Origin of the sequence: Cupriavidus phytorum, assembly GCF_003254285.1 — a bacterium.
Taxonomy (GTDB): Bacteria; Pseudomonadota; Gammaproteobacteria; order Burkholderiales; family Burkholderiaceae; genus Cupriavidus; species Cupriavidus phytorum.
Genome location: NZ_QKZN01000009.1, coordinates 240074 through 265568, shown reverse-complemented (window position 1 = coordinate 265568; position 25495 = coordinate 240074). Strand labels below are relative to the sequence as shown.

Genomic DNA, 25495 nt, shown 5'->3' with positions numbered 1-25495 from the left:
CATCCGCTGCGCCCCTCTGTCATTTCCCGAGACGTTCCATGGATATAAAGGCAATCCGCGCCGACACCCCGCTGACGGCGTCCACCATCTATCTCGACACCGCGGCGGCCTCGATCCCGCCCGACGCCGTGCTCGACACCGTGCGCAGCTATCTGCTCGACACCGGTCACGTCGGCATCTACCTGCCGGCGTTCCGCAAAGCGACCTATGCGCGCGTCGAAGCCGTGCGCACCACGCTGGCCGCATGGCTGAACTGCGCGGCTGACGAACTCGCCTTCACCAAGAACGCCACCGAGAGCATCTCGATCGTGGCGCGCGGCATCGCCTGGCAAGCCGGCGATGAAGTGCTGGTGGCCGACACCGAGATGCTGAGCAACCTGCTGCCATGGCGCCGCCTGGAGCAATCGCACGGCATCGTGGTGAAGATGGTGGCGGCCAACGGCGAAGGGCTGCTGTCGCCAGAGGCGTTCGCGGCCGCGATCACGCCTCGCACGCGCCTGCTGACCTTCTCGCACCTGCCCAATTCCACCGGCGCGGTGCAGCCCGCCGCGCAGATCTGCGCGGTGGCGCGCCAGCATGGCGTGCTGTCGCTGGTCAACGGCGCGCAGAGCGTGGGCATGCTGCGCTCGGACGTGGCCGAACTGGGCTGTGATTTCCTCGCCGGCTGCGGCCGCAAGGCGCTGCGCGCGACCGAAGGCTCCGGCTTCCTGTATGTGCGCCGCGAGCGGATCGCGCAGATCGAACCGATGCTGGTGGGCTGGTGGAACGGTGCCTATGACCGCGCCACCGGCGCGCTGTCGCTGGTGCCGGGCGCGAAGCGCTTCGAAGCGGGCTGCCCGATCGTGCCGGCCATCCTGGGCCTGGGCACCGCCATCGACTACGCCGCCGCGATAGGCATCGACGCCATCGAAGCGCGCGTGCGCGACCTGACCGAGTATGCGGTGGCCAGGCTGTCGTCGATCCCCGGCTTCGAGCTGTACGGCCCGGCCGACGTGGCCCACCGCATCGGCATCGTGCCGTTCAACGTGCGCGGCATCGACCCGGCCCGCATCGTCGCCGCGCTGGAAGCGCAGCAATGCATCATCGAAGCCGGCAACTTCATGGCCGACACCATCCTGGCGCGCTACGGCGTCTCGACCATGGCGCGCGTGTCGCTGCACTACTTCAACACCCATGACGAGATCGACCACGTCGCCGCGCTGGTGCGCGCAGCGATCGCCTGACCCCACACCTGAACCGACGGAACGCAAGACATGACCCAACGCATCCTCCTGATGAGCAGCTCGCGCAAGGACAACCTCGGCTACCTCGAGCACGCCGGCGAGCAGATCCACACGCTGCTGAAGCATGAGCCGCGCAAGGTGCTGTTCGTGCCGTTCGCCGGCGTGACCTTCAGCTTCGATACCTACGAGGGCATGGTGAGGCCGGTGTTCGAAAAGCTGGGCTACGCGCTGGAATCGATCCATCACAGCGCCGATCCGCTGCGCGCCGTGCAGCAGGCAGACGCCATTGCGGTTGGCGGCGGCAACACCTTCGCGCTGCTCAAGCGCCTATACGACGCCGGTATCGTCGACGCGATCCGCGCGAAGGTGCGTGCGGGCACGCCGTACGTGGGCTGGAGCGCCGGCAGCAACGTCGCCTGCCCGACCATCCGAACCACCAACGACATGCCGATCGTGCAGCCGCCGTCGCTGCGCGCGCTGGGCCTGGTGCCGTTCCAGATCAACCCGCACTTCATCAGCGGCAAGCCCGCCGGGCACAACGGCGAAAGCCGCGAAGAGCGGGTGGCGGAGTTCCTGCACATCAATGCGCCGGAACAGGTGTTTGCGCTGCCGGAGGGGTCGGCGTTGTATTCGGATGGCACTACCGGCCTGGTGCTGGGCGAGCGCAATGCGCTGTGGTTCCCGACCGAAGGGCAGGTCGAGACGATTCGCGAGGGCGAGGCGTTCGCACTGTCGAAGATCACCGGGCCGGCGGGCATGCAGGACTGGCCGGGCTTTGCCGTTTGAGCAACGCGTTAAACGCCGAAGCACAAACGGTTGTCTCCCCTCTCCCGCAAGCGGGAGAGGGGAGCGAACCAGCGGGATGAAGGCGTGACTAGCAACTAGCCATTTCCAAAGCCCACCCGGCCACAGCCAATACAAACAAAACCAGCCCCGCGGGCCGCGTTGCGCCGCCCGCGCGGCCCCCCTTTGCCTTCTGGAGGAGAAAACAATATGAGCCCAACCCTTTGCCACGCCGCGCGCCTGGCCTTGCCGATGCTGCTGGCCCTGCCCGCCACCACCATGGCCCAATCCGGCGTCACGCTGTATGGCGTCATCGACACCGCGCTGACATACCAGACCCACTCCAACCCCGCCGGCGACGCGCAGGTCGGCCTGCAGCAGGGCGGCGAAGGCTTCCTGTCCGGCAGCCGCTTAGGCCTGAAGGGTGTGGAGGATCTGGGCGGCGGCGTAAAGGCCGGCTTCGTGCTGGAGAACGGGCTGCTGGCCGATACCGGCCGGCTCGACCAGCAAGGCCAGCTGTTCGGCCGCCAGGCGTACGTGAAGATCGGCAATCAGTGGGGCGAGCTGGCGCTGGGCCGGCAGTACACCACCGCCAACACCATGCTGTATTACGTCGATCCGCTCGGCGTGGGCGCGGCGCCGTCCAATGCGTGGATGGTCTACCTGACCGGCCAGCGCTACGACAATGCCGTCAGCTATACCGGCAATTTCGGCCCGGTGTCGGTGATCGCCGAATACGCGCTGGGAGAGACCGCGGGCAACACCCGCGCGATGTCGTCGATGTCGTTCGGCGTCAAGTACGCGGCCGGCCCGATCACCGCCGTTGGTGACTTCCAGCAGACCCGCGACAGCCAGAGCCGCAACGCCAACCTCTACCTGGCCGGCCTGAAGGCCGCGCTCGGCCGCGCCAGCCTGTTCGCCAACTACATCCACAGCGACCGCGACGCGGGCTTCGACTCGTCGAAGGGCGGCACCGATACGGCCACCATCACCAGCATGTCGACCGCCGCCACGCCCGCCAACCGTGCGGCGATCAGCTCGGTGTTCGGCAGCAGCCGCCACGACGATTTCTTCACGCTGGGCGCGAGCTACGCCGTGACCGGCAACGTCACCCTGACCGGCAGCGTGATGCACAACCGCACCCGCGCCGACAACTTCAGCGGCAATCGCACCACCGCGTATGCGGTGGCCGGCTACGCCTTCAGCAAACGCACCGACGCCTACCTGGCGCTGGCCTATGACCGCGTCCATGGCGACTGGTCGGGCCTGTTCGGCAACAACACCACCAGCTGGACCGGCGGCAGCGGCACGCCGCTGGACGGGCGCGACACGCAGACCACGGTGATGGTCGGCCTGCGCCACCAGTTCTGATCGATTTGTAGAACGCCCTGCCCGCGCCACGCGGGGGGAAACCTTTGGAGAAAGCCATGGCCCTGCAGCAGACGCTGGTCATTCACGAAGCCCTGGACAGCCCGCACGCCAACGGCGCGGTCGTCAGCGAACTGTTCGCGCCGTACGCCGAGGCTGGCGTATCGGTGCAAGTCACCACGGTCAACAACGCGCCGCCGGAGAACACGGCCAACACCACCGACTTCATCACCATCGTGATCCCGGGCCGCGCCGGCAAGCGCGGCGGCGGCAAGGCGCCGACGCTGGGTGTGATCGGCCGCAACGGCGCCATCGGCGCGCGTCCGGAACTGGTGGGGCTGGTGTCCGATGCCGATGGCCCGATCGGCTGCCTGGCGGTGGCGCTCAAGCTGGCGCAGATGAAGGCGCGCGGCGACCACGTGGCGGGCGACGTGATCGTGACCACGCACCTGTCGACCAATGTCTCGATGGTGCCGCACGACCCGGTGCCGTTCATGGGCATGCCGGTGTCGTCCGACACCATGAACGACTACCAGGTGCTGCCGGAAATGGATGCGATCCTGTCGATCGATGCGTCCAAGGGCAACAGCATCGTCAAGCACCGCGGCTTCGCGATCTCGCCGACGGCGATGCAGGGCTATATCCTGCGCGTGGCGCCGGACCTGGTGGCAACCATGGAATCGACCACCGGCTGCCCGGCGGTGACCTTCCCGATCTCGCTGCAGGACATCACGCCGTACCACAACGGCCTGTACCACTTCAACAGCATCATGCAGCCGCACGTAGCCACGCCGGCGCCGGTGGTGGGCGTGGCGGTGACGGCGCAGTCGGTGGTGTCGGGCAGCGCGACCTCGGCCAACCATGAGGTCGACATCGCCGAGGCGGTGCGCTTCTGCGTCGAAGTGTCCAAGCGCTTCGGTGCCGGCAAGTGCCAGTTCTTCAACGCCGCCGAGTGGCAGAAGATCCGCGCGATCTATCCGGACCTGTCGGTGTTCCAGACCGCGGGCCAGCGCTGAAGCCAGCGGCTCAGCGTGCCGTCGCCTGGCCTGGTCCGGGATGGGTGACAGCGGGCGGCACGGTGGCGCCGTGCCGCCGCTTCCATTCGTCGAAGCCCCCGGCCAGCGCCCAGGTCCTGGGATAGCCGGCCACGCGCAGGCGTTCGGCCAGCAGCGCCGCGGACATCTCGTTCGGGCAGGCGCAATAGACCACGATGTCGGCCTCGGCGGGCGCCACGCCGAGCGCGTCGAGGCTGTCGAGCGCGCCCTGCATGTCGAGCACCATCGAGCCGGGAATGCGCTCCATCGGCACGTCGCCATGGGCGCGCACGTCGATCACGACCGGCAGCGCGCCGGCCAGCCGGCGCGATTCCAGCTCATCCACGCTCATGCGCGGCACGCGCCTGGTGATGCGCAGCAGCCGCAGTCGGCGCCACGAGCGCCATGCCAGGAATACCAGGAAGGCCCCCACCACCGCCACCAGCGCCATATGGCCGTAGGTGCTGAAGCCCTCCAGGATCGCATCGATGAAGTCGCTGAACACCACGCCGATCAGCAGGCCGCTGCCGGCCCATACCAGCGCGCCGATCGCGTCGTAGAACAGGAATACCGGCAGCGGCGTGCCGGTCATGCCGGCCATCGCGGTCGACAGCGCGCCGGCCCCCGGCAGCAGCTTGGCGACCACCAGCGAGCGCGGCCCCACGCGCAGGTACAGCGACTGGGTCTGGCGGATGCAGGAATCGGGCGAGATCGATACCTTGCAGATCGTGCGCAGCATCGGCTGGCCCAGCCGGCGCCCGGCGAAGTACCAACCAGTATCGGCAATCAGGCAGGCGACGATGACCGCCGCCAGCACCGCGCCGATCGACGGCCCGGTCTCCTGCACGCCCAGCGCGCCGGCGACGAACAGCATCGGATAGGCCGGCACCGGCAGGCCGGCCTGCTCGACCAGTACGTTCAGGAACACCAGCATCAGCCCGTGGTTTTCCAGCAAGGCCTGTAACTCTCCCACCGCGCTCTCCCCTTTGGTCCAGGACGCCAGTGTGCCAGCCGGCGGTTCGCCGTGGCGCGGAAGCTTTGTATGGTCGATTCAAATTGACTGAGTGGATCAAACGGCATGTGACCTACGTTGTCCTACAACATACGCTGCCGCTGCACCTCGTCCGGGAGTCCGCGGAGACCTAATACCCGCCGGGCGAGGCGCTGCTCCAGGCTCCCGGTTAACCCGGTGTACGTCTGCAGCCTATTGCCTTCGTCATTCTATTGTCGTACGATGACTGATAACTCGACTGACCTGCCACGCCGCAGTCAGCCGCCTCTGCCACCCCGGGCCATCGGCCCGCCCTGGACTGCCGCAATGCTCGCACCCAACGAACTCAAGCAAATCGTCTCCGAAGGCCTGCTGTCCTTCCCCATCACTGACTTCGACGCCCAGGGCGACTTCGCGCCGAAGTCCTACGCCGCGCGCCTCGAGTGGCTGGCGCCCTACGGCGCCACCGCGCTGTTCGCTGCCGGCGGCACCGGCGAGTTCTTCTCGCTGACGCCGCAGGACTACTCCGCCGTGGTCGACACCGCGGTGCGCACCTGCGCCGGCAAGGTGCCGATCCTGGCCGGCGCCGGCGGCCCGACCCGCACCGCCATCGCCTATGCGCAGGAAGCCCAGCGCCTTGGCGCCGCCGGCGTGCTGCTGCTGCCGCACTACCTGACCGAAGCCAGCCAGGACGGCATTGCCGCCCACGTGGAAGAAGTCTGCAAGGCGGTCGACATCGGCGTGATCGTCTACAACCGCGCCAATTCGAAGCTCAACGCCGACCAGCTGGCCCGCCTGGCCGCGCGCTGCCCCAACCTGATCGGCTTCAAGGATGGCGTGGGCGACATCGAGGCCATGGTCAGCATCCGCCGCAAGCTGGGCGACCGCTTCTCCTACCTGGGCGGCCTGCCCACTGCCGAGGTCTATGCCGCGGCCTACAAGGCGCTGGGCGTGCCGGTGTATTCGTCGGCGGTGTTCAACTTCATCCCGAAGACGGCGATGGACTTCTACCGCGCCATCGCCGCGGACGACCACGACACCGTGGGCCGCCTGATCGATGACTTCTTCCTGCCCTACCTCGCCATCCGCAACCGCAAGGCCGGCTATGCGGTCAGCATCGTCAAGGCGGGCGCGCGCCTGGTGGGCCGCGACGGCGGCCCCGTGCGCGCGCCGCTGACCGACCTGACCGGCGAGGAAATGGAGATGCTGGGCGCGCTGATCAACAAGCTCGGCCCGCAGTAACCCGGCACGCGGACGGCCAGCGCGCCGTCCCCCGCCTTGCATTCCGACCAGCCGGCCGCGGGGCGCATGCCCTCCGGCCGGCTTCCCGTTCCAAACGCTGACAAGGATTCCTACCATGCAAATCACCGGCGACATGCTGATCGGCGCGCAAGCCGTGCGCGGCACCGAAGCGACGCTGCAGGCGATCAACCCCGCCACCGGCGCGCCGATCGGCCCCGACTTCCACGGCGGCGGCGAGGCCGAGGTCGAGCGCGCCTGCGCGCTGGCCGAGGCGGCCTTCGACACGTATCGCAACACCCCGCCCGAACAGCGCGCGGCCTTCCTCGAGGCCATCGCGGCGGGCATCGAGGCGCTTGGCGACACGCTGGTCGAGCGTGCCCACCTGGAAAGCGCGCTGCCGATCGCGCGCCTGCAGGGCGAGCGCGGCCGCACCGCCGGCCAGCTGCGCCTGTTCGCCACCGTGCTGCGCGAGGGCAGCTGGCAGCAAGCCACCTTCGACCCCGCGCTGCCAGAACGCAATCCGCCGCGCCCGGACCTGCGCATGCAGCGCATCGCCATCGGCCCGGTTGCGGTGTTTGGCGCCAGCAACTTCCCGCTGGCCTTCTCGGTGGCCGGCGGCGACACCGCCGCGGCGCTGGCGGCGGGCTGCCCGGTGGTGGTCAAGGCGCACCCGGCGCACCTGGGCACCTCCGAGCTGGTCGGACGCGTGATCCAGCGGGCAGTGCGCGATGCTGGCTTGCCAGAGGGCGTGTTCTCGCTGCTGGTGGGCGCAGGCAATGCCATCGGCACCGCACTGGTATCGCATCCGGCGATCCAGGCGGTGGGCTTCACCGGCTCGCGCGCCGGCGGCATGGCGCTGATGCGCGCCGCCAACGCGCGCCCGCAACCGATCCCGGTGTACGCCGAGATGAGCAGCATCAACCCGGTGTTCCTGCTGCCCGCGGCGCTCGACGCGCGCGGCGAGGAGATCGGCCGCCAGCTGGTCGAGTCGCTGGTGCTCGGGGTCGGCCAGTTCTGCACCAACCCCGGACTGGTGATCGGCATCGAAGGCCCCGCCCTCGACAAGTTCCGCGCGGCGGCGCTGGGCGCGCTGCAAGGCAAGCCGGCGGCCACGATGCTGACCCCCGGTATCCATGCCGCGTATCAGCACGGTGTGGCCCAGCTGGCATCGCTCGACGGCCTGCAGCGCATCGGCAACGGCGTCGACGCCAGCGGCGCGAACCAGGCCCGGCCGGAGATGTTCGAAACCACCGCCGCGCAGTTCCTCGCGGACCACCGCATGCAGGCCGAGGTCTTCGGCCCGTCGACGGTGCTGGTGGTGTGCCGCGACATGGAAGAGATGCTGACCGTGGCGCGCCAGCTCGAAGGCCAGCTGACGGCGACCATGCAACTCGACGACGCCGACCAGGCGGCGGCGCAGCGCCTGCTGCCGGTGCTGGAACGCAAGGCCGGACGCGTGCTGTGCAACGGCTATCCCACCGGCGTCGAGGTGGCGTACGCGATGGTCCATGGCGGGCCATTCCCGGCGACGTCGGATGTGCGGACGACTTCGGTGGGTGCCACGGCGATCGACCGGTTCCTGCGGCCGGTTTGCTATCAGAACCTGCCGCAAGCTTTGCTGCCGGCGGCGTTGCGGAAATAACGAGACCCGCTGAGATGTGCCCCGCCTGGTGCGGGGCTTTTTGCTTTTGGAAGAGGTGCAGACCTGCGGTCACAGCAAAACACTGCAGGCCTTTCCAGTCCCGGCCGGGTACTCCCTCTCCCGCTTGCGGGAGAGGGCTGGGGTGAGGGCGGGAGCTCCCACGAAGTGCAAACGCCTCATGCTTGCCGCACGCCGGCCCTCTCCCCCGCCCCTCTCCCGCAAGCGGGAGAGGGGAGAAACCACACGCTACTTGTAGCCCCAAAAAAAACGGCCCGCATTCCCATGCGAGCCGTCCTTTGCAACACCCACGCATCAAGCCTCCAGCTTGATCCCCGCCTGCTTCACCACGCCCGCCCAGCGCGATTGCTCGGCGACGAAGAACTTGCCGGTTTCCCCCGGCGTCATCGTCACCACCTCGGCACCCTGCGCCACCAGCTGGGCGCGCAAGTCAGGTGCGCGGATGATGCGGATCAGTTCGGCGCTGATGCGCGCCACCATCGCGTCGGGCATGCTGGCCGGGGCCATCACGCCCTGCCAGGTGCCCGACTCAAAGTTCGGCACGCCCTGCTCGGCGATGGTCGGCACGTTCTCCAGCAGCGGCATGCGCGTGCGCTTGGATTGCGCGATCAGCTTGAGCTTGCCCGACTGCACATGCGGCAGCGTGGCGAGCATGCCGTTCATCAGCACCTGGGCGCTGCCGCCGACGGTATCGGCGATGGCCTGCGAGCCGCCCTTGTACGGCACGTATTGCCACTTGGCGCCGGTGGCCTGTTCCACCGCCACGCCGGCCAGGTGCGGCGCGCTGCCGATGGCGGTCACGGCGAAGTTGAGCTGGCTGCGCTGCGACAGCGCCACCAGTTCCTTCACGCTGGTCACCTGCACCGACGGATGCACCACCAGCAGGTGCGGCGAATACGCCAGCATCGACACCGGCTTCAGGTCCCTGGCGATATTGAAGGTCAGCTTGGTGTAGACCGACGGGCTGATCGCCAGCGCGCCGATATCGCACAGCAGCAGCGTGTGGTTGTCGGTGGCCTGCGCGACCAGCGCCGCGCCGACGTTGCCGTTGGCGCCGGGGCGGTTGTCGACCACCACTGACTGGCCCAGCGCCTCGCCCAGCTGCTTGCTGATCAGGCGCGCGATGATGTCCGACGAGCCGCCGGCGGTGTACGGCACCACCAGGCGGATCGGGCGGCTGGGCCAGTCGGCGGCGTGCGCGGACCGGGACAGGCCGGCGAGCGGCCCGGCGGCGAGGCCGGCGGCGAGTGCGGAGGATTGCTTGAGGAAGTTGCGGCGTCCGTAGGTCATGCTGTGGTCTCCAGTCGAGGGCGCGCGCCGGCGCGGCACGATGTACGTGCAGGGCCGGCGCGGTCGGTGCTTTGGTATCGGGTTTTATGCGGCGGTTTTCAGTCCAGCGCGATCTTGCCCTTCTCGATCACGGTCTTCCAGCGCTGCAGCTCCTGCGCCTCGAACTGGTTGAACTGCTCGGGGGTGTTGGCCACCACTTCGAAGCCGCTCTCGGACAGCTTCTGGCGCATCTTGGGGTCGTTCAGCGACGACACCAGCGCGCCGTGCAGGCGGCTCTTGATCTCGGGCGGCAGGCCCCGCGGCGCGGCCACGCCCTGCCACGAGTAAACCTCGACATCCTTGATGCCGGCCTCGGCCATGGTGGGCACATTGGGCAGCACCGGCGAGCGCTTGTCGGAAGTCACCGCCATCGCCTTGAGCTTGCCGGCACGGATGTGCTGCAGCACCGCGTTGACATTCTGGAACGACACGTCCACCTGTCCGGCCAGCAGGTCGGAGATGGCCGGGCCGCCGCCCTTGTACGGCACATGCAGGCCGTCGGTGGCGCTCTTCTGCCAGAACAGCGCCGCGGTCAGGTGGTCGGACGAGCCGGCGCCGGACGAGGCAAAGCTGACCTTGCCCGGGTTCTTCTTCATGTACGCCACCAGTTCCGCCAGCGTGTTGGCCGGGAACTGCGGGTTGGCCACCAGCACGTTGGGCGCGCGCACCGCAACGGTCAGCAGGTCGAAGTCCTTGGCCGGGTCATAGGCCAGGTTCTTCTGCAAGAACGGATTGACCGCATAGACGCCGATCGACGCCACCATCATGGTGTAGCCGTCGGCCGGCGCGCGCTTGACGTAGGTGGCGCCGATGGCGCCGGTCGCGCCGGGGCGGTTGTCGATCACGAACGGCTGTCCGAGCTTCTCGTTGAGCGGCACCGTCAGCATGCGCGCGATGGCGTCGCTGGAGCCGCCCGGCGGGAACGGCACCACCACCGATACCGGACGTTGCGGCCAGTCCTGCGCCGCGGCGCCGGCCGGGCTGATGAAGGTCAGCGCCGCGACCGCGGCGACCGAGCCGAGGGCAACGGCGCGCAGCCAGTGAGGCAGGCGCGGCGCGCCCTGGCGTTGGAAGGTGGTCATCGTTGTCTCCTGCAGTGTTTTGATGAGAATGGCCGGCCGCCCCGATGGTCGGCTACGGCCGTTGGCGTCGTCGCCGGTGGCGCGTCAGCGCACCATGCACGGCGCCTTGTTGTTGAACTTCCAGCCGGGGATCAGGAACTGCATCGCTGCGGCATCGTCGCGCGCACCCAGGCCCTTGCGCTGGTACAGCTCGTGCGCTCGCGCCAGCGCATCCAGGTCCAGCTCCACGCCCAGCCCGGGGGTCTTGGGCACCTGCACCAGCCCGCCTTCGATCTTCAACGGGTTACGGGTCAGGTGTTCGCCGTCCTGCCAGATCCAGTGCGTGTCGATCGCGGTGACGCGTCCCGGCGCGGCCGCTGCCACGTGCGTGAACATCGCCAGCGAGATATCGAAGTGGTTGTTCGAATGCGAGCCCCAGGTCAGTCCCCACTCGGCACACATCTGGGCGACGCGCACCGAGCCCTGCATGGTCCAGAAATGCGGGTCGGCCAGCGGAATGTCGACCGATTGCAGCCGCACCGCATGCCCCATCTGGCGCCAGTCGGTGGCGATCATGTTGGTGGCGGTGGGCAGGCCGGTGGCGGTGCGGAACTCGGCCATGATCTCGCGGCCCGAGTAACCGTCTTCGGCGCCGCACGGGTCTTCGGCATAGGCCAGCACGCCGCGCTTGTCGCGGCACAGGCGCACGGCGTCCGCCAGCGACCAGGCGCCGTTGGGATCCAGCGTGATGCGCGCCTTGGGGAAGCGCTCGGCCAGCGCCAGGATCGCTTCCATTTCTTCGTCGCCGCGCAGCACGCCGCCCTTGAGCTTGAAGTCATTGAAGCCGTAGCGCTCATACGCCGCTTCGGCCAGGCGCACCACGGCCTCGGGCGTCATCGCCACTTCATTGCGCAGGCGGAACCACGCGTTGTCCGCGTCCGGCTCGGTGCGGTAGTCCAGCGTGGTGCGCTGGCGCTCGCCGATATAAAACAGGTAGCCCAGCATCTCCACGGCGTCGCGCTGCTGGCCTTCGCCCAGCAGCGCGGCCACTGGCACCTCCAGGTGCTGGCCAAGCAGGTCGAGCAGCGCCGCCTCCAGCGCCGTGACGGCGTGGATGGTGATGCGCAGGTCGAAGGTCTGCAGGCCGCGGCCGCCGGCATCGCGGCCGGCAAAGGCCGCGCGCACGCGGTTCAGCACGGCCTGGTACTGGCCGATGGGCTGGCCCACCAGCAGCGGGCGCGCGTCTTCCAGCGTCTGCCGGATGCCTTCGCCGCCCGGCACTTCGCCGACGCCGGTATGGCCGGCGCTGTCGCGCACGATCACGATATTGCGCGTGAAGTACGGGCCATGGGCGCCGGACAGGTTCATCAGCATGCTGTCATGGCCGGCGACGGGCACCACGTTCAGCTCGGTCACGACCGGGGTATGGGCGGGCGCCATGTGGGCGGCGGTAGGGGTCATCTCGGGACTGTCTCCGGCATGGCCGCGGGCGTACGATGCTTCACCCCGGCCTTTGTGTTGCGTATGTTATCTGTCATCGTATGACTGATAACCCAGTATAATGAGGCTGTCTCGGGCCGGTCAAGTCCGGGAAAGCCCGCCCGTATCCCGGCCGTATCCCTGTATTCGTACGTAGCTGCCATGCCGAACGCCCAGCCTCTCGCGCCGACCCCGAGTTCCGCCCCCACCCCGTTGCGCCGCCGCGGCCGCACGCTTGCCGAGGAAGTCGTACAAGCCCTCGGCGAAGAGATACGTCAGGGCCAGCTCAAGCCTGGCGACAAGCTACCTACCGAATCCGAGATCATGGCCACCATGGGCGTGAGCCGCACCGTGGTGCGCGAAGCGCTGTCGCGGCTGCAGGCCAGCGGCCTGGTGGAGACCCGCCACGGCATCGGCACCTTCGTGCTGGAACGTGCGGCCGAGGCGCCGTCGCCGTTCCGGATCGGGCCGGAGGCGCTGGGCACGGCCATGGACGTGATGGCGATGCTGGAATTCCGCGTCAGCGTCGAAGCCGAGGCGGCCGGCCTGGCGGCTGCACGCCGCACCGAGGCGCAACTGGCGGCGATGCGCCAGGCGCTGGACGAACTCAAGCATGGCGCCGGCGAGGGCAATGACGCGGTGGAAAGCGACTTCGCCTTCCACCTGGCCATCGCGCGCGCCACCGGCAACCGCTATTTCACCGACATCATGGGCCACCTGGGCACCATGGTGATCCCGCGCAGCCGGCTACAGGTCGACACCCCCGAGCGCGTGCAGTACCTGGAGCGGGTCAGCATCGAGCACGAGAACATCTACGACGCGATCGAGCGCCGCGACCCCGACGCCGCCAAGGCCGCCATGCGCATGCACCTGACCAACAGCCGCGAGCGCCTGCGCAAGGCGTCGGGTTCCGCCGGCTCGCAAAGCTGAGACGGAACGCGCATGCAGCAGGCATGCGCCAACAAGTCATACGATGTCTAATGAATTGACGCCAGCGCCGCGCTAGGGCGTCAGCCGGCAGCGGCGCGCGAAGTCGACCAGTTCGACCAGCGACGACACCTGCAGCTTGTTCATGATGCGGGCCTTGTAGCTGCTGACGGTCTTGTTGCTGATAAAGAGGCTCTCGCTGATGGCCTTGTACGACATGCCGCGCGCCAGCATCTGCAGCACCACCAGTTCCTTGTCGGACAGCCGCCGCAGCATCTCGTCGTCGGCCGACATCGACTGGCGCGGCGCGCCGCCGCGGCCGAGCACCGGGAACACGGTATAGCCGGCCAGCACCGCCTCGACCGCGCGCAGGATCTCCTTGATGTCCTGGGTCTTGCTGACGAAGCCCTGCGCGCCCGCCTGCCATGAACGGCTGACGAACACGGCCGGGTCCAGCGCCGTCACCACCAGGATGCGCACCTGCGGATGGATCGCGCGCAGGCGCGGCGCCACGTCGAGCCCGCTCGAGCGCGGGATGTCGAGGTCGAGCAGCACCAGGTCCGGCATGCGTGCGCGCACCATTTCGATGGCGCATTGGCCGTTGTCCGCCTCGATCACCTCGTCGACGCCGAGCAGTTGCGACAGATGGTGCCGAAGCACCAGCCGCATCGCCGGATGGTCGTCAACGATCAGGATGGTTGTCATGCGCGGGGTCCAGGTTCTAGGCAGGCATCGGCGGAGGCAACATCCCGATGCTGGAACGGGCTGGCAGGAATGGCGCACGCCGGTGTGCGATGCCACGCCAGTATAGGGAGCCGCAGGCGCGCACAGGATGGGAGGAATCCGCTTCGGTTGCAGCGGAAATCCTAGGCCGGCCTCAGACGCGCGCGACCGTCCGCGGTCCGCCTGGAAACGCGTGTCCCTGCCCGCGAGAGGGATAACGGGAAGCGGCAACGGGGAGCGGCCAGTGGTGCTACTCTATTCGGGCGTGTTTCATCCATGGAGAACACTGTGCCCCGCAAGACCCCCATCGAGCGCTACCGCAATATCGGCATCAGCGCGCATATCGACGCCGGCAAGACCACGACGACCGAGCGCATCCTGTTCTACACGGGCGTCAACCACAAGCTGGGCGAAGTGCACGATGGCGCGGCCACCATGGACTGGATGGAGCAGGAGCAGGAGCGCGGCATCACCATCACCTCGGCCGCCACCACCGCCTTCTGGAAAGGCATGGCCGGCAATTATCCCGAGCACCGCATCAACATCATCGATACGCCGGGGCACGTCGACTTCACCATCGAAGTCGAGCGCTCCATGCGCGTGCTGGACGGCGCCTGCATGGTCTACGACGCCGTCGGCGGCGTGCAGCCGCAATCCGAAACCGTCTGGCGCCAGGCCAACAAGTACGCGGTGCCGCGCATCGCGTTCGTCAACAAGATGGACCGCATCGGCGCCGACTTCTTCCGCGTGCAGGCGCAGATCGCCGAGCGCCTGCGCGGCCGCGCCGTGCCGATCCAGATTCCGCTTGGCGCCGAGGACCACTTCCAGGGCGTGGTCGACCTGGTCAAGATGAAGGCCATCGTCTGGGATGACGCCAGCCAGGGCGTGCGCTTCGAGTACCAGGAGATTCCGGCCGACCTGCTCGCCACCGCGCAGGAATGGCGCGACAAGATGGTCGAGGCCGCCGCCGAGGCCGACGAGGCGCTGCTGAACCAGTACCTGTCGGGCGAGCCGCTGAGCGAGGCGCAGATCAAGCAGGGCCTGCGCAAGCGCACCATCGCCAACGAGATCGTGCCGATGCTGTGCGGCAGCGCCTTCAAGAACAAGGGCGTGCAGAGCATGCTCGACGCGGTGATCGACTACCTGCCGTCGCCCGCCGACGTGCCGGCCATCCTGGGCCACACCGAGGACGACCGCGAGGCCGAGCGCCACCCCAGCGACGACGAGCCGTTCGCCGCGCTGGCGTTCAAGATCATGACCGATCCCTTTGTCGGCCAGCTGATCTTCTTCCGCGTGTACTCCGGCGTGGTCAACTCCGGCGACAGCGTCTACAACCCGCTCAAGGGCAAGCGCGAGCGCCTGGGCCGCATCCTGCAGATGCACGCCAACGTGCGCCACGAGATCAAGGAAGTGCGCGCCGGCGACATCGCCGCGGCGGTGGGCCTGAAGGAGGCCACCACCGGCGACACGCTGTGCGACCCTAACAAGGTCATCATCCTGGAGCGCATGAGTTTCCCCGAGCCGGTGATCTCGCAGGCGGTGGAACCGAAAACCAAGGCCGACCAGGAAAAGATGGGTATCGCGCTGAACCGGCTGGCGCAGGAAGACCCGTCGTTCCGCGTGACCACGGACGAAGAGTCCGGGCAGACCATCATCTCCGGCATGGGCGAGCTGCACCTGGAAATCCTGGTCGACCGCATGCGGCGCGAGTTCGGCGTCGAGGCCTCGGTCGGCAAGCCGCAGGTGGCGTATCGCGAGACCATCCGCCAGCCGGCGCGGGACGTCGAGGGCAAGTTCATCAAGCAGTCGGGCGGGCGCGGCCAGTATGGCCACGTGGTGCTCAACCTCGAGCCGATGCCGCACGGCGGGGGCTACGAGTTCGTCGACGCGATCAAGGGCGGCGTGGTGCCGCGCGAGTTCATCCCCGCGGTGGACAAGGGCATCCGCGAGACCATGCAGTCGGGCGTTCTGGCCGGCTACCCGGTGGTCGACATCAAGGCCACGCTGGTGTTCGGCTCGTACCACGACGTCGATTCGAACGAAAACGCGTTCCGCATGGCCGGCTCGATGGCGTTCAAGGAAGGCATGCGCCGCGCCCGGCCAACGCTGCTGGAGCCGATGATGGCGGTCGAGGTGGAAACGCCCGAAGAGTTCACCGGCAACGTGATGGGCGACCTGTCGTCGCGCCGCGGCATGGTGCACGGCATGGAAGACATCGCCGGCGGCGGTGGCAAGATCGTGCGCGCCGAAGTGCCGCTGGCGACCATGTTCGGCTACTCCACCACGCTGCGCTCGCTGACGCAGGGTCGCGCGACCTTCACCATGGAGTTCAAGCACTACGCCGAAGCGCCGGCCAATGTGGCGGAAGCGGTGATCTCGGCGAAGCGGGTGGGCTGAGGCGGTCCGCCCCGGCCGGTGTGTCGCGACCGACTTCGCTGACGCGCCGGCCTCCTCCCCAAGCCTCTTCCGCATGCGCGAGAGAAAGCACACCAGCGGCCTGTTGCCGGCCCGCAACCAGCGCTGGACGAAGCACTTTTCAAGGGCGCTGACCCAGTGCGGGTAAACTAGCGCCCTGTTCGCCGCGCCGGGATCGACCCGGCATGCGCCTTCCAAGCCCGATCGGCCAATGCCGAAAAACGCTTGCCGAAGCGGGCGCCGGCGAACCCGCTCAATGGCCTTCGGGCCGCTCCCGTGGCGCCGGCAACCGGCGCTGCCCAAGGCTTGCCCGGCAATACTGCCGGCATTCGCCGCCCCTCCAGGCATCGTCGCCCGCTTCGACCCTCGCCCGGGCCGCGCATCCGTTGCGCCAGGCCCGATGACGACCCGCGTGCCCCCGCGCGGGACTGGAACCCGCAGGCCATCGGCCTGACGGATCCGCTGCGGCACGCCACCGCGCCGACCGGATCCGGCCCTCCGGAGGACCCTCCATGAAGAAGACAGCCAGCCACTGGCTGCCGGCGGCCGGGCTGTTGCCCGTCGCTGCCCTTGCCATCGCCCTCGCCGCGGGGCGCGCCCATGCGGCGCCGGGCGTCACCGTATATGGCATCGTCAGCACGGCCGTGCGCTATACCTCGAACCTCGATGGCCATCACCACGACCAGGCGGCGCTGGTCTCCGGCGGCATGGTCGGCAGCCGCTTCGGCCTGAAGGGCGACGAAGACCTGGGCGGCGGCCAGCACGCCATCTTCCAGCTCGAGGCCGGCATCGGCAGCGACGACGGCCGCGCCAGCTACCAGGCACTGTTCGGGCGCCAGGCCTATGCCGGCCTGTCTGGCGACTGGGGCAGCCTGACCTTCGGGCGCCAGTACAACGCGCTGAACAATATCGGCTGGGCCTTCAATCCGCTGGACCAGGGCTGGGGCAACTTCTGGTCCGATCCGATCTACCTGGGCGGCGACATCTTCTTCCAGGACTATCGCATCGACCACAGCGTGGTCTACAAGAAGAGCGCCGGACCGCTGACGCTGCAACTGGACTACGGCGCCGGCGGGCAAGCCGGCAGCCTGGCGCGCGGCGCAACGCTGGGCGGCGGGCTGATGCTGCAGCAGGGCGCGCTGGCGCTGGGCGCGGCCTATGACCAGCGCCGCAGCGCCGACGGCGGCGGCACGGTACGCAACTACGCCGTGGGCGGCTCGTACGCAGCCGGCAAGGCCACCTTCTACGTGGGCCACATGGGCCGGCGCGAATCGACGCCAGAGTCGACGCCAGAATCGACGCGAGAATCGGCGCGGCACCATGACACCGGCGGCGCGCGCTTCAACATCGCCTTCGCCGGGCTGGGCTATCAGCTCACGCCCGCGCTGCATCTTTCCGGCGCCTATTACCGCTACTGGCAGCGCGGCCACGTGACCACGCAGTTCCTGCAGGTGCCGGTGGCCATGGGCAGCGGCAATGCCGACAGCGTCGCGGTGGTGGCCGACTACGCCCTGTCCCGGCGCACCAGCCTGTACCTGGAAGCCGACGTGGTGCGCGCGCGCGGCGGCGCGGTCGGCCGCGAGACCGAGTACTGGGCCGGCACGCCCGCCACCGACGTGGCGCGCAGCACGCGCGTGGGCGTGATGCTTGGCATGCGGCACCACTTCTGAAGCGACTGCCGAATCCCCGTGCGGATGCGTTGTTTTTGCAAGCCACGCGAAAGAATTACCTTCCGCCGGGGACGCCAGCGGGCGCCGCGGCGCGTCGATCCACGTGGAAACCGCGCCAAAGCGGCGCAGGCATGGTCATTGCGCACGCCATGCATTCCACCGTCTCGCGACAAGGAGCACAGCATGCAAACCCAACCTCCCAGCAGTCAAGGCGCAGCCATCGTCGGTTCCGGCGTGGGCGAAGGCCCGGGCCCGGAAGTGATGGCGGCTTCCAGCCTGGATGGCACCAAGGCGTATTCGTCCGACGGCGAACATGTCGGCAAGATCTCCGAGATCATGCTGGACGTGCCGCACGGCCGCATTGCCTATGCGGTGCTGACCACCGGCGGCTTCCTCGGCATGGGCGACACGCTGCACGCCATCCCGTGGAACGCGCTGGTCATGGATACCGACGAAAAGTGCTTCCGGATCGCCGTGACGGCGGACCGGATCAAGTCCGCGCCGGGCTTCAACAAGGACAGCTGGCCGAGCATGGCCGATCCGCAGTGGGGCAAGTCGCTGCACGAATACTACGGGCGCGACCCGTACTGGGTCTCTCCGCCGCTGTAAGTCCGCAGTAGCCCGCAGTAAGCCGATCGCAGCACGGCTGCGAACCAGGGCCGCGAGTGCGCCGCGACAGGCGCCTCGCGGCCCGCTTGCATTGCACGGCAAGGCTAGGCACAGTCTGCCAAGACGCACGGGCCGGACGCCGGGGCCGGCGTGCCCGAGAGACCACCATGAGGACACCCGCGCCAGCATGACGCCCCTGCCATCTCCGCCGCCCCCGGCCGACACCGCAACGGCCGGCGCCAGCACAGCGCCCTTCCCGCCCGGCGACATGCCCGGCTTTCTCGCCGGCGGCGGCGAGATGGGCGCGCTGATGCGCGGCTTCGACTGGGACTCCACCCCGCTCGGCCCGCCGCAAGCCTGGCCGCACAGCCTCAAGACCGCGATCCGCATCATGCTGACCTCGCGCCAGCCGATCTGGATCGGCTGGGGCGACGCGCTGCACTTCTTCTACAACGACGCCTACAAATCGATCATCGGCGGCAAGCACCCCGGCGCGCTGGGACAGCCCACCTCGGTGGTCTGGCGCGAGATCTGGCCCGAGATCGCCCCGCTGCTGGCCACCGCGATGACCGGCAGCGAAGGCACCTTCGTCGAGCAGAAGCTGCTGGTCATGGAGCGCAACGGCTACCCGGAGGAGACCTACTACACCTTCTCCTACAGTCCGGTGCCGGACGACCACGGCGGCACCGGCGGCATCATCTGCGCCAACAGCGACGACACCGAACGCGTGCTGGCCGAGCGCCAGCTGAACGTGCTGCGCGACGTGGCGGCGACGGCCACCGAGGCGCGCGCGTGGCGCGATGCGTGCGAGCGCGCCATGGCGGCGCTGTCGTCGGACCCGCGCGACATCGTATTCGCGCTGCTCTACATCGCCGAGCCCGGCGCGCGCACGCTGCAGCGCGCCGGCGCCATCGGCATTGGCGTCGATAGCGGCCACCCGGGCGCACCGGCGCAAATCGCGCTGGACGCGCACTGGCCGTGGCCCGTGGCCGAAGTGCTGGCGCAGCAGCAGCCGGTGCTGCTCGACGGCCTGGCGGAGCGCTTCGCCGTGCCTCTGCCGGGCGGCGCCTGGGGCGTGCCGCCGTCGCGCGCGGCGGTGATCGAGGTGGCGCCATCGGGCAGCGCGTCGCACCGCGGCGTGCTGGTGGTGGGCCTGAACCCGTTCCGCCTGTTCGACGAGCGCTACCGCAGCTTCCTGACGCTGGCGGCGGGGCAGATCGGCGCCGCCATGCACTCCGCGCTGGCCTATGAGGCCGAGCGCAAGCGCGCCGAGGCGCTGGCCGAGATCGACCGCGCCAAGACCGCGTTCTTCTCCAACATCAGCCATGAATTCCGCACGCCGCTGACGCTGATGCTGGGCCCGCTGGAGGAACTGGTGCGCCGCGCCGGCCCCGGCGAGGACCGCGCCATGCTGGAGATGACGCATCGCAACGGTCTGCGCCTGCTCAAGCTGGTCAATGCGCTGCTGGATTTTTCGCGGATCGAGTCCGGCCGCGTGACGATGCGGCGTCAGCCCACCGACGTGGCCGCGCTGACGGCGGACCTGGCCTCGCTGTTCCGCGCCAGCGTGGAAGCGGCCGGCATCACGCTGCGGGTCGATTGCCCGCCGCTGTGCCCGCCGCTGGCGCGCGCCGTGGCGGTGGACCGCGACATGTGGGAGACCATCGTGCTGAACCTGGTCTCCAACGCCTTCAAGTTCACCTTCGCCGGCACCATCACCGTGGCGGTCGCGCCGCAGGGCGACGACGCCGTGGCGCTGACCGTGCGCGACACCGGCATCGGCATCCCCGCGGCGGAACTGCCGCGCATCTTCGAACGCTTCCATCGTGTCGAAGGCGCCCAGGGCCGCACCATCGAAGGCAGCGGCATCGGGCTGGCGCTGGTGCAGGAACTGGTGCGGCTGCATGGCGGCACCATCGACGTGCAGAGCACGCCCGGCGCGGGCACCTGTTTTACCGTGCGCCTGCCGGCCGGCGCCGACCTGGTCATGGATGCGGCCACTGAGGTGGCTACGGCGGCCGACGCCGCGCCGCCGGCCAGCAGCGTGCAGGCGCGCGCCTATGTCGAGACCGCGCTGCGCTGGCCGCAGGCACAGATACCGCCGGCAACGAGCGTGGCAGCGGACGAGCTCCCCTGGCCTTCCGCGCAAGCCGCGGCCGACGCCGAAGCCAGCGATGCGGCGCATGCCGGCGCCTTGGTGCTGGTGGTGGACGACAACGACGACCTGCGCGACTACATGCGCCGCCTGCTGGGCGCCGCCGGCCATCGCGTCGCCGTCGCCGCCGACGGCGAGGGGGCGCTGGCGCTCGCGCGCACGCACGCGCCGGCGCTGGTGGTGTCGGACGTGATGATGCCGCGCCTGGACGGCTTTGGCCTGGTGCGCGCGCTGCGCGCCGATGCCGCGCTGAGCGACACGCCGGTGCTGCTGCTGTCCGCCCGCGCCGGCGAGGAGGCACGCGTCAGCGGCTTGGGCAGCGGCGCCGACGATTACCTGGTCAAGCCCTTTTCCGCGCGGGAATTGCTGGCGCGCGTGGCCAGCAATCTGCGCCTCTCCGAGCTGCGCCGGGCCACCGAGCGCCGCCTGCAGGAACTCAACGCCTCGCTGGAACGCCGCGTCGCGCAGGCCGTGGCCGACCATGACCGGCTGTGGGAGCTGAGCGAAGACCTGCTGATCGTGGCGCGCTTCGATGGCTGCCTGCAGCGGGTCAGTCCGGCGTGGACGCGCACGCTCGGCCACGCGCCGCAGCAGGTGCTGGGACGCGCGTATCTATCGTTTATCTACCCCGACGACCTGGCCGGCGCGAGTGCGCAGCTGGACGCCCTGCGCCACGATGGCGTGCCGGTGCGCTTCGAATGCCGGCTGCAGCGCGCCGACGGCGCGCTGCGCTGGCTGGCCTGGACACTGTCGGTCGATCCGGCCAACGGCCATATCCATGGCGTCGGCCGCGATGTCACCGGCGACCGCGAAGCGCAGGCCGCACTGCGCCACGCCGACGAGGCCCTGCGCACGGCGCAGAAGATGGAGGCGATCGGCAACCTGACCGGCGGCGTCGCGCATGACTTCAACAACCTGCTGCAGGTAATCGGCGGCAATCTGCAGTTGCTGGCGCGCGACCTCGCCGGCGATGACCGCACCGGGCCGCGCCTGCGCAACGCGCTGGCCGGCGTCGCGCGCGGTGCCAAGCTGGCGTCGCAGCTGCTGGCGTTCGGGCGGCGCCAGCCGCTGGCGCCCCGGGTGGTCAACCTGGGCCGGCTGGTGCGCACGCTCGACGACATGCTGCGCCGGGCGCTGGGCGACGGCATCGAGATCGAAACGGTGGTCGCGCCCGAGCTGTGGAACACGCTGGTCGATCCCTTCCAGGTCGAGAATGCGCTGCTGAACCTGGCGATCAACGCGCGCGACGCCATGCAGGGGCACGGGCGCCTGACCATTGCGGCGCGCAACGCGCGGCCGGGCGAAGCCACCGACGAAGCCGCGGCCGCGTCGATGCAGTATGTGCTGCTGTCGGTCACCGACACCGGCGTGGGCATGCCGCCCGAGGTGCAGGAACGCGTGTTCGAGCCCTTCTTCACCACCAAGCCGGAAGGCCAGGGCACCGGCCTGGGCCTGAGCATGGTGTATGGCTTGGTGCCGCGCCCGGGCTGGCTGGAGATCTTCACGTGTCCGTCGGACTGGCGGATAACCACGGTCACGCTGTTCCTGCCGCGGGTGCTTCAGGACGAAGACCCGGATATCGAATTGGACGCAGGCCCGGCGCGCGGCGGCAGCGAGACCGTGCTGGTGGTGGAAGACGACGAGAACGTGCGCGCCACGGTGGTCGAGATGCTTGCCAGCCTGGGCTACCACGTGCTGCGCGCGCGCGACGCGCACAGCGCGCTGGCCATCGTCGAGCGCGGCGTGCCGGTGGACCTGCTGTTCAGCGACGTGGTGATGCCCGGGCCGCTGCGCAGCACGGAACTGGCGCGCAAGCTGCGCGAGCGGCTGCCGGACGTCGGTGTGCTGTTTACCTCGGGCTATGCCGACAGCGCCATCGTGCACGACGGGCGCCTCGATGCCGACATCGAATTGCTCAGCAAGCCCTACACGCATGAGGCGCTGGCGCGCAAGGTGCGCCACGTGCTGGCGAATCGCAGCCAGCGCGCCGCGACGACCGCGACGACCGCGACGACCGCGACGACCGCGGTAAGCCAGCACCCGGCGCCGGTAGCCCACGCGCCGGACGCCGCGCCGCTGCGCGTGCTGTGCGTCGACGACGACGCGCTGGTACGCGCCGGCACCGCCGAAGTGCTGCGCGCCTATGGCGTGCACGCGCTGGAAGCGGACAGCGAAAGCGCGGCGCTCGCCGTCTTGGCCGGCAACGCGGTCGACGTGCTGCTGACCGACGTCGCACTGGCCGGGGATTCCGGCGTGGACCTGGCGCTGGCGGCACGCGCGCGCCATCCGGGGCTGAGGGTGGTGTTTGCAACCGGCTACGCGCTGGAGCTGACGCCGGCACAGCGCGCCGCGCTGGGGGCGGTGGCGGTGCTGCGCAAGCCGTATCCGCCGCAGGCCCTGCCCGAGGTCCTGCGCGAAGTCGCTGGCGAGATCCGGGGCGAGATCCAAGGCGATGCCGCGCGCCAGGCCGAAGCGCTCGGGGGTCGGAAACCGGCAAGCTGAGCGCGCCGTGGGGCCAGCGCTCGGCGCCGCCGCTCAGCCGGCAAACAGCCAGGCAGCACCGGCCAGCCCGATCAGCGCCACGCCGGGCAGCAGGCGCTGCACCGTGCGCGGCGCGTAAGACAGGCCCAGCGCCACCGCGATGGCACTGGCGGTCAGCGTGCCCACCCACGACACCGTGCCCATCGGCCCGCCCTGCGCGGCGATATGGAGTCCCCACGCCAGTGCCAGTGCCGCCGCGCCGGCCAGGCGCAAACACGCCACCGCGCCGCGCGACGGCATGCTGCCGCGGCCATGGATATCGGCATGGTGGCGCTCGAGCGACAGCGCCAGCGCGGCAAACCCGGCCAGCGACAGCGCGAATGCAGCCAGCGCGTTCATGCGGCCTCCCGCGTGGCGGCGGCGACGTTGCGCCGGCGCGATGCCACGCGTGCGCCCACGGCTTGGCGTCGACCCGCAAACCAGGCCGCAGCGCCAAGCCCCAGGCCGAGCGCCAGCGACACCAGGTCGAAGCCGGCCACGGCGGCCGGACCACGCCCCTGCAGCAGCGTCACGCCCAGGTGCGAGCCGGTGGTCAGCGCATTGAGCAGCGGGATGGCGCCGAACAACGCCGCGCCCGCCCACAACTGCGCGCACCACGTGCCGCGCGTGGGCCGGCACAGCGCCAGCAGCGCGCACGCGGCCCAGGCGATGAAGAACCAGCGGATCTCGGCCTCGGGCCGCTGCGCCATCGCCACCGGCAACAGCCGGTTGGCCCAGAAATAGCTGGCAAAGGCCACCGGCAGGCCGGCGATGGCGCCGATATTGAGCGCCTCGACCAGGCGCAGCCCGAACCCCGGCCGGCCCCGCGCCGCAATCGCCTTGGCCTGCTGCTGGCGCGTGCGCACCGCCCACAGGATCGCGCCGGTGGCGACCATGGCGGAGCCCGCCAGCCCGCACAGGAAGAACAGCGCGCGCAGGCCGGGGGGCGCAAAGCTGGCGATATGCAGGCCGGTCATGACGCTGCGCGTCAGTTCTGCGGCGGACTTGTCTTCGGCATACGCGCCCAGCCGGGCGCCGCTGGCACCCGCGAATTCCAGCGCGAGCGGATCGTGCGACAGCGTAGCGGGCTCGGCGCGGGAAAGGGTCACGGTCGCGTTGGCATCGCCCGGCAGGTTCACCACGATGCGGCGCACCTGCCCGCCCTGCCACGCGCGCCCGGCCTGCGCCATCATCTCCGGCACGCTCGCCAGCGGTGCGGCCGTGCCCGCGGCCTTGGGCGGCAGCGGGCGCAGCCTGGTCTGCGCCTGGAACGCGCGCAGGTCGCCGCCGTATGCCGCCTCGACACCCCACGGCATGTACATAAACAGCAGCGTGACCAGCCCGGTGTAGGTAATCATCAGGTGGAACGGCAGCGGCAGCACCGCCAGCGCGTTGTGCGCGTCGAGCCAGGAACGCTGGCCCTTGCCGCGCCGGAAGGTAAAGAAGTCGGCAAAGATGCGGCGATGGGTGATCACGCCGCTGACGATCGCCACCAGCATGAACATGGCGCAGAAGCCGGCGATCCAGCGCGCCCACTTGGCCGGCATGTAATGCAGGTCGAAGTGGAGCCGGTAGAGGAACTCGCCGCCGCGGGTCTCGCGCGCGGCCTGCAGCGGCGCACCGGTGGCCGGATCGAGCAGGCGCGTGTCGAAGCGGCGCGGCTTGCCGTCGGCATCGCGCGGCGCCTGCCCCGGCTTGTAGGTCCACAGCACATTGACCGCGTCGCGCCGCGCATCGGGCAGCGTGATGATCCAGCGCGCGGCATCGGGCGCCTGCTGCTCCAGATAGCGCAACGCGTTTTGTGCCATCTGCGCGGCCGGAACCTGCGCGGCATCCGCGGGCGCGGTGCGATGCAGCTCCGGCCGCATCCACAGCGAAATCTCTTCCTTGTAGTAGCTGGCGGTGCCGCCGCAGAACATCAGGAACAACACCCAGCACACCAGCAGGCCGCTCCAGGTGTGGAGCCATGCCATCGACTGCCTGAATCCGGCGCGCATCACGCCCCCCGCCCGAGCGCCAGCATGGCTGACAGCAGCGCGGCCGGCAGCGCCAGGCCCACCCACGCGCGCCAGGCGCTGCGCACCGCGAACACCCAGACCGCCGCGCCGGCATAGATGGCGAACGACAGCAGCGTTGCCGTGGTCACGGCATCGTGCCGCGCCATCGGCAGATAGAGCGCCAGCACCGCGGTGGCCAGCGCGGCCAGCGCATAGCCGCCGGCAATAGCCGCCAGCGCACGCGCGCCCACGCCGGCGCGATAGCGCCACCCGCCCGCCTGCAGCGCCTTGCTCACGCCGGCACCCGCA

General features: G+C 69.5%; 19 protein-coding genes. 11 read left to right on the top strand and 8 right to left on the bottom strand.

Going from position 1 to position 25495, the window contains the following annotated elements:
* Positions 1-38: 38 nt before the first annotated feature.
* The 4 genes from C7416_RS22210 (at position 39) to C7416_RS22195 (ending at position 4390) form a co-directional block, all read left to right on the top strand.
* Positions 39-1223, top strand: a complete 1185-nt coding sequence (locus C7416_RS22210; RefSeq protein WP_111520923.1) for an aminotransferase class V-fold PLP-dependent enzyme — start codon at positions 39-41, stop codon at positions 1221-1223.
* 30 nt (positions 1224-1253) lie between these two features.
* Positions 1254-2009 (top strand): dipeptidase PepE, encoded by a 756-nt coding sequence (pepE, locus tag C7416_RS22205; RefSeq protein WP_111520922.1) that lies wholly within the window; start codon positions 1254-1256, stop codon positions 2007-2009.
* A gap of 207 nt (positions 2010-2216) precedes the next feature.
* Positions 2217-3377: a porin gene (locus tag C7416_RS22200; RefSeq protein ID WP_111520921.1), complete on the top strand. Its 1161-nt coding sequence runs from the start codon at positions 2217-2219 to the stop codon at positions 3375-3377.
* A 56-nt stretch (positions 3378-3433) separates the two neighbouring features.
* Complete coding sequence (locus C7416_RS22195) at positions 3434-4390, top strand: DUF1177 domain-containing protein (RefSeq protein WP_111520920.1); 957 nt, start codon at positions 3434-3436, stop codon at positions 4388-4390.
* 10 nt (positions 4391-4400) lie between these two features.
* Here the strand turns inward: C7416_RS22195 and C7416_RS22190 are convergent, their stop codons facing one another.
* Complete coding sequence (locus C7416_RS22190) at positions 4401-5381, bottom strand: DedA family protein/thiosulfate sulfurtransferase GlpE (RefSeq protein ID WP_111520919.1); 981 nt, start codon at positions 5379-5381, stop codon at positions 4401-4403.
* A 345-nt stretch (positions 5382-5726) separates the two neighbouring features.
* Between C7416_RS22190 and kdgD the strand changes: the two genes are divergently transcribed.
* Together kdgD and C7416_RS22180 are read left to right on the top strand one after the other, a co-directional pair.
* Positions 5727-6641, top strand: a complete 915-nt coding sequence (kdgD, locus tag C7416_RS22185) for a 5-dehydro-4-deoxyglucarate dehydratase (protein ID WP_111520918.1) — start codon at positions 5727-5729, stop codon at positions 6639-6641.
* 115 nt (positions 6642-6756) lie between these two features.
* Positions 6757-8283: an aldehyde dehydrogenase (NADP(+)) gene (locus tag C7416_RS22180; protein ID WP_111520917.1), complete on the top strand. Its 1527-nt coding sequence runs from the start codon at positions 6757-6759 to the stop codon at positions 8281-8283.
* A 312-nt stretch (positions 8284-8595) separates the two neighbouring features.
* On the opposite strand, the gene C7416_RS22175 is transcribed toward C7416_RS22180, so the two are convergent.
* From C7416_RS22175 to gudD, 3 genes are all read right to left on the bottom strand, one after another.
* Entirely contained in the window at positions 8596-9591 is a 996-nt protein-coding gene (locus C7416_RS22175) for a Bug family tripartite tricarboxylate transporter substrate binding protein (protein ID WP_111520916.1), read from the bottom strand.
* Positions 9592-9689: 98 nt separating this feature from the next.
* Positions 9690-10712, bottom strand: a complete 1023-nt coding sequence (locus C7416_RS22170) for a Bug family tripartite tricarboxylate transporter substrate binding protein (protein ID WP_111520915.1) — start codon at positions 10710-10712, stop codon at positions 9690-9692.
* Between the two features lie 84 nt (positions 10713-10796).
* Positions 10797-12152 carry a glucarate dehydratase gene (gudD, locus tag C7416_RS22165; protein ID WP_111520914.1) on the bottom strand — a complete coding sequence of 452 codons (1356 nt, stop codon included), beginning with the start codon at positions 12150-12152 and terminating at the stop codon, positions 10797-10799.
* A 180-nt stretch (positions 12153-12332) separates the two neighbouring features.
* Between gudD and C7416_RS22160 the strand changes: the two genes are divergently transcribed.
* A complete protein-coding gene (locus tag C7416_RS22160; RefSeq protein ID WP_111520913.1) occupies positions 12333-13100 on the top strand; it encodes a FadR/GntR family transcriptional regulator in 768 nt (255 codons plus the stop codon).
* 72 nt (positions 13101-13172) lie between these two features.
* Here C7416_RS22160 and C7416_RS22155 read toward each other — a convergent pair whose 3' ends face one another.
* Complete coding sequence (locus C7416_RS22155) at positions 13173-13802, bottom strand: response regulator transcription factor (RefSeq protein ID WP_026164172.1); 630 nt, start codon at positions 13800-13802, stop codon at positions 13173-13175.
* Between the two features lie 306 nt (positions 13803-14108).
* Here C7416_RS22155 and fusA point away from each other — a divergent pair, with 306 nt between their 5' ends.
* The 4 genes from fusA to C7416_RS22135 all read left to right on the top strand — a co-directional run bounded on the left by fusA (position 14109) and on the right by C7416_RS22135 (position 23171).
* A complete protein-coding gene (fusA, locus tag C7416_RS22150) occupies positions 14109-16217 on the top strand; it encodes an elongation factor G (protein WP_111520912.1) in 2109 nt (702 codons plus the stop codon).
* A 530-nt stretch (positions 16218-16747) separates the two neighbouring features.
* Entirely contained in the window at positions 16748-17905 is a 1158-nt protein-coding gene (locus C7416_RS22145) for a porin (RefSeq protein WP_111520911.1), read from the top strand.
* Between the two features lie 183 nt (positions 17906-18088).
* Positions 18089-18514 carry a PRC-barrel domain-containing protein gene (locus C7416_RS22140; RefSeq protein WP_062804057.1) on the top strand — a complete coding sequence of 142 codons (426 nt, stop codon included), beginning with the start codon at positions 18089-18091 and terminating at the stop codon, positions 18512-18514.
* Positions 18515-18782: 268 nt separating this feature from the next.
* The gene (locus C7416_RS22135) at positions 18783-23171 is read left to right on the top strand and encodes a response regulator (protein ID WP_404851327.1); all 4389 of its coding nucleotides are present in this window, start codon (positions 18783-18785) and stop codon (positions 23169-23171) included.
* A 33-nt stretch (positions 23172-23204) separates the two neighbouring features.
* Here C7416_RS22135 and C7416_RS22130 read toward each other — a convergent pair whose 3' ends face one another.
* From C7416_RS22130 to C7416_RS22120, 3 genes are read right to left on the bottom strand one after another with little or no spacing between them, the layout of a single operon-like run.
* Positions 23205-23549: a DUF3325 domain-containing protein gene (locus C7416_RS22130; protein ID WP_111520910.1), complete on the bottom strand. Its 345-nt coding sequence runs from the start codon at positions 23547-23549 to the stop codon at positions 23205-23207.
* On the bottom strand, positions 23546-25186 hold the full coding sequence (locus C7416_RS22125) for a PepSY-associated TM helix domain-containing protein (protein WP_111520909.1): 1641 nt from the start codon (positions 25184-25186) through the stop codon (positions 23546-23548). The genes C7416_RS22130 and C7416_RS22125 overlap by 4 nt, the downstream gene beginning before the upstream one ends.
* Positions 25186-25482 carry a DUF3649 domain-containing protein gene (locus C7416_RS22120; RefSeq protein ID WP_240988238.1) on the bottom strand — a complete coding sequence of 99 codons (297 nt, stop codon included), beginning with the start codon at positions 25480-25482 and terminating at the stop codon, positions 25186-25188. Before C7416_RS22120 ends, C7416_RS22125 begins: the two co-directional genes overlap by 1 nt.
* Positions 25483-25495 lie beyond the last annotated feature (13 nt).